Here is a 5351-nt window from a genome sequence, read left to right as displayed (position 1 = left end):
GACATGCAGGTCCTTGACGTCAGCGACATTGGCCGCCGTGCCGCGCATCGGCAGCGGTATCGGTCGCCAGGAATCCAGGAGTGCCGAGACGGCAACGCCGGCCAATGTCGCTGACGTCAAGGACCTGCATGTCCGTTTCGACCTGCATGGCGGCTTCTTCGGCCGGGTCACTCGTCGCGTCCACGCCGTCGAAGGCGTCAGCTTCTCGATCGCGCCCAACGAGACGCTGGCGCTGGTCGGCGAATCCGGTTGTGGCAAGTCGACCACCGCCAAGGCGCTGGCCGGACTGGTGCCCTACAGCGGCGACATCGCCATTGGCGGCCGCAATCTGTCCGGCCTCGGCCGCGACGAGCGCAAGGCGGTGCGCCGCGACGTGCAGATGATTTTCCAGGACCCCTATGCCTCGTTGGACCCACGCATGCGTGTCGGCGACCTCGTCGCCGAGCCGCTGCTGATCCACGGCATCGCCTCGAAGGAAGAGCGCAGCGAGCGTGTCGCGGCGCTGTTCGAGCGCGTCGGCCTGTCGCCCGATCAGATGGAACTCTATCCGCATGAATTCTCCGGCGGCCAGCGCCAGCGCGTCTGCATTGCCCGCGCGCTTGCACTGCGGCCGAAGCTGATCATCGCCGACGAAAGCGTCTCGGCGCTCGACGTCTCGGTGCAGGCGCGCGTGCTCGATCTGTTGAAGGAGTTGCAGCGCGAATTCGGCGTCGCCTATCTCTTCATCTCGCATGACATGGCGGTGGTCGAGAACATCTCCGACCGCGTCGCCGTCATGTATCTCGGCCAGATCGTCGAGATGGGCACCCGCGACCAGGTCTTTTCCAACCCGCGCCATCCCTACACCAGGCGCCTGATCGAAGCCGTGCCCGTGCCCGATCCCGCGCGGCGCAGAAGCCGCTTCGCGCGCCTCGACCAGGAAATCCCGAGCGCCACCCGCAGGATCGGCGAGGCGCCGCTGAAACTGGCGCTGAGGGATGTCGGCAACGGCCATCTCGTCGCCGCCGAGGACTGAGCCGGCACTGCCGCCGGGCGGTTCACATGTTTGTGTCTCTATCTCTCGCCCAAGGCTCGCGTTCCGCCGCCAAACCGTATCGCTTCGAACACTAAATCCCTAACGGCCTCTTGCCCTCTGTCCCTATCTTCCTCATGTTCAATACCATTGCGATGATCGATCATAGGAGGGTCGGTCGGATTCATCGCTATGGGAGGAAGTCAACCATGAAGGTAAGCCTTTTCGTTTCCGCGGCACTTCTCGCCGCATCCGCGATCCCCGCTTCGGCCGCCGAAATTTCCGACGGCAAGGTCAAGATCGGCATCCTCAACGACCAATCGGGCGTCTACGCCGACTTCGGCGGCAAGTGGTCGGTCGAGGCGGCCAAGATGGCCGTCGAGGATTTCGGCGGCAAGGTGCAGGGAGCGCCGATAGAAATCATCAGCGCCGACCACCAGAACAAGCCGGATATCGCCTCCAACATCGCCCGGCAGTGGTACGACACCGAGCAAGTCGATGCCATCATGGAACTGACGACCTCTTCGGTAGCGCTCGCCGTCCAGGGGATTTCCAAGGAAAAGAAGAAGATCGACATCGTCACCGGCGCGGCAACCACGGAGCTGACCGGCAAACAGTGCTCGCCCTACGGCTTCCACTGGGCCTATGACACTCACTCGCAGGCGGTGGGTACCGGCGGCTCTCTCGTGCAGCAGGGCGGCGACAGCTGGTTCTTCGTCACCGTCGACTATGCATTCGGCTACTCGCTGAAGGATCAGACCACCAAGTTCGTCGAAAGCCATGGCGGCAAGGTGCTGGGCGAGGTGCGTTATCCCCTGGGATCGACCGATTATTCGTCCTTCCTGCTGCAGGCGCAATCGTCGGGCGCCAAGGTCATCGGCCTGGCCAATGCCGGCCTCGATACCTCCAACTCCATCAAGCAGGCGGCCGAATTCGGCATCGTGCAGGGCGGTCAGCGTCTTGCCGCACTCCTGTTCACGCTGGCCGAGGTGCATGGGCTTGGCCTTCAAGCGGCGCAGGGCGTCGTGTTGACCGAAGGCTATTACTGGGATCGCGACGACAAGAGCCGCGAATTCGGGCAGCGCTTCTTCAAGCGCACCAACCGCATGCCGAACATGATCCAGGCCGCGACCTATTCGGCGGTGACACAGTATTTGAAGGCGATCGACAAGGCCGGCACGGACGAGACCGAAGCCGTCGCCAAGCAGCTGCATTCGATGCCTGTGGACGACGCGGTGATAACCAACGGCAAGGTGCAGGCGGACGGCAACATGGTCCACGACATGTACCTCTACCAGGTCAAGTCGCCAGCCGAGAGCACCGAGGATTGGGACTACTACAAATATCTCGCCACCATTCCAGGCAACGAGGCCTTCCTCAGCGAGAAGGAAAGCGGCTGTCCGACGGCCGGCCAGTGATCGGCGCGGCCGATGGCGCCGACTGACCTGGACGCGAACGAGCCGCGGGTTGTGCTTTCCGCCCGCGGGTTGCGACGCGACTTTGCCGGCTTCATCGCCGACAAAAACGTCGATCTCGATGTCCGCCATGGCAACATCCATGCCCTGATCGGACCCAACGGCGCCGGCAAGACGACCGTCTTCAACCTGCTCACCAAGTTCCTGGCGCCGACCAGCGGCAGGATCGAGCTGCTTGGCCACGACATCACCCGCACCTCGCCGGCCAGGGTTGCGCGGATGGGGCTGGTGCGCTCGTTCCAGATATCGGCGATTTTTCCGCACCTCAGCGTGCTCGACAATGTCCGCGTCGCGCTGCAGCGGCCGGGTGGTCTTGCCGTTCAATTCTGGCGCTCGCTCGCGGCGCTCGACCGGCTGACCCCGCGCGCCGAGGAATTGCTGCGCTCGGTTGGTCTCGACGACGCCAGGAACAGGCTCGCCGGCGATCTTTCCTATGGCAGGAAACGCGTGCTGGAGATCGCCACGACGCTCGCGCTCGATCCGAAAGTGCTGCTGCTGGACGAGCCGATGGCCGGCATGGGGCATGAGGACGTGGCCACGGTTTCCAGCCTCATCCGTTCGGTTGCCAGGGATCGCGCCGTGCTGATGGTCGAGCACAATCTGACCGTGGTGGCCGACCTTTGCGACTGGATAACGGTCATGCAGCGCGGCGAGGTGCTGGCCGCTGGCGACTACGCCACCGTTAGCCGCGACGAGCGCGTCAAGATCGCCTATATGGGCACCGCCGATGACTAGTGCCGCACCTCTGCTTGCCGTCACCGGCCTCAACGCCTGGTATGGCGAGGGCCATGCGCTGCACGGTGTCGATCTGGAAGTGTTTGCCGGCGAGACGGTCACGCTGCTCGGCCGCAATGGCGTCGGCAAGACGACGACGCTGCGCGCCATCATGGGGTTGATCCGCAAGCGGACCGGCCGGATCGCCTTCGACGGCAAGGACCTGATGCGGCTGCCGCTGCACCGCACCGCCCATCAAGGCATCGGCTTCGTGCCGGAGGAGCGCGGCATCTTCGCAACGCTGACCGTGGACGAGAATCTGATTCTGCCGCCGGTCGTCGCGCAGGGCGGCATGAGCGTCGAGGAGATATTCGATCTGTTCCCCAATCTGAAGGAGCGGCGCAACAGTCCCGGCACCAGGCTGTCGGGCGGCGAACAGCAGATGCTGGCGATCGCGCGCATGCTGCGAACCGGCGTGAAGATGCTGCTTCTCGACGAACCGACGGAGGGGCTCGCTCCCGTCATCGTGCAGCGCATCGGCGCGTTGCTGGCGACGTTGAAAAAGCGCGGCATGACGATCCTGCTGGTCGAGCAGAACTTCCGCTTCGCCAGTCGCGTCGCCGACCGTTTCTACCTGATGGAGCACGGCAAGGTGGTGGCGGGGTTTCCGGTCGGCGAACTGCCGGACCGCATGGCGCAGCTCCACGAAGTCCTGGGTGTATGATGGCGCCATGACGATGATCTTCGGAATCCCGGTTCAGGCCTTCCTCGGCCAGTTGCTGGTCGGCCTGATCAACGGCTCGTTCTACGCCATGCTGAGCCTGGGCCTGGCCGTCATATTCGGCTTGCTGCGCGTCATCAATTTCGCCCATGGCGCCCAGTATATGTTCGGCGCCTTCGTCGGCTACCTGCTTCTCACCCATCTCGGCATCGGCTATTGGCCCGCTTTGATCCTTGTGCCGCTGATCGTTGGCGTCTTCGGCGTCGTGGTCGAGCGCCTGGCGCTGTCGAGGCTGTACGATCTCGATCCGCTCTACGGGCTGCTCTTCACCTTCGGCCTCGCGCTCGTGCTCGAAGGCATCTTCCGCTATTATTACGGCGTCTCGGGAAACCCTTACGCCGTGCCGCCGCTGCTTGCCGGCGGCACCAATCTCGGCTTCATGTTCCTGCCCAACTATCGCGGCTGGGTCGTGGTCGCCTCGCTGATCGTCTGCTTCGGCACCTGGGCGCTGATCGAGAAGACCAGGCTTGGATCCTATCTGCGCGCGGCAACCGAGAATCCCCGTCTCGTCCAGGCTTTCGGCGTCAACGTGCCGTTGCTGCTGACCCTCACCTACGGCCTTGGCTCCGCGCTGGCCGGGCTTGCCGGCATTCTAGCAGCACCGATTTATCAGGTGAGCCCGCTTATGGGATCGGACCTCATCATCGTCGTCTTCGCGGTGGTGGTGGTCGGCGGCATGGGATCGATCCTCGGTGCGATCGTCACCGGCTACATGCTTGGCCTCGCCGAGGGCCTGACCAAGGTCTTCTACCCCGAGGCCTCCAATCTCGTGGTCTTCGTCATCATGGCCATCGTGCTTCTGGTCCGGCCGGCTGGCCTGTTCGGAAGGGACGCTTGACATGTCGGAAGGGACATCTGACATGACCGAACTGACGCTTCGCGAGGCATCGGCCAAAACCTCGGCACGGCTGGAATGGATGCTGGTCGGGCTCGGCATCCTGGCGCTGCTGGTAGCGCCTTTCCTGATCTATCCGATCTTCCTGATGAAGATGCTGTGTTTCGCGCTGTTTGCCTGCGCGTTCAATCTTCTGCTCGGCTATACCGGGCTCTTATCGTTCGGCCACGCCACCTTCTTCGGCGGGGCCGCCTACTTCACTGCGCATGCCGTCAAGGTCTGGGGCTGGCCGCCGGAAGCCGGCATTCTGCTCGGCATGGCGGGTGCGGCCTTGCTCGGCCTTGTCATGGGCTTTTTCGCAATTCGCCGGCAAGGCATCTATTTCGCCATGATCACGCTGGCGCTGTCGCAGATGTTCTTCTTCTTCTGTGTGCAGTCGCCCTTCACGCAAGGCGAGGACGGCATTCAGGGCGTGCCGCGCGGCATGCTGCTTGGCGTCCTCGACCTGAACGTCTCGCTGAACATGTATTACTT

Annotated in this window: 6 protein-coding genes; all 6 read left to right on the top strand. The window is 63.6% G+C overall.

Annotated elements, in window-relative coordinates; genetic code table 11:
• Positions 1-1015, top strand: a 1015-nt coding sequence (locus tag EN991_RS22125) for an oligopeptide/dipeptide ABC transporter ATP-binding protein (protein WP_164769285.1), incomplete at its 5' end; no start/stop codon positions are given.
• A 206-nt stretch (positions 1016-1221) separates the two neighbouring features.
• Entirely contained in the window at positions 1222-2430 is a 1209-nt protein-coding gene (locus EN991_RS22120; RefSeq protein WP_127369553.1) for an ABC transporter substrate-binding protein, read from the top strand.
• 12 nt (positions 2431-2442) lie between these two features.
• Entirely contained in the window at positions 2443-3222 is a 780-nt protein-coding gene (locus tag EN991_RS22115) for an ABC transporter ATP-binding protein (RefSeq protein ID WP_127369552.1), read from the top strand.
• Positions 3215-3925 carry an ABC transporter ATP-binding protein gene (locus EN991_RS22110; protein WP_127369551.1) on the top strand — a complete coding sequence of 237 codons (711 nt, stop codon included), beginning with the start codon at positions 3215-3217 and terminating at the stop codon, positions 3923-3925. Before EN991_RS22115 ends, EN991_RS22110 begins: the two co-directional genes overlap by 8 nt.
• 7 nt (positions 3926-3932) lie before the next feature.
• The gene (locus tag EN991_RS22105) at positions 3933-4820 is read left to right on the top strand and encodes a branched-chain amino acid ABC transporter permease (RefSeq protein ID WP_024502116.1); all 888 of its coding nucleotides are present in this window, start codon (positions 3933-3935) and stop codon (positions 4818-4820) included.
• A 22-nt stretch (positions 4821-4842) separates the two neighbouring features.
• A partial coding sequence (locus tag EN991_RS22100) for a branched-chain amino acid ABC transporter permease (protein WP_164769283.1) occupies positions 4843-5351 on the top strand: 509 nt, incomplete at its 3' end.

The sequence above is a fragment of the Mesorhizobium sp. M7A.F.Ca.US.005.03.2.1 genome (genome assembly GCF_003997795.1).
GTDB classification, from domain to species: Bacteria; Pseudomonadota; Alphaproteobacteria; order Rhizobiales; family Rhizobiaceae; genus Mesorhizobium; species Mesorhizobium ciceri.
Note: the sequence above shows the minus strand (reverse complement) of the source record. Positions and strands in the feature narration are given on the sequence as shown.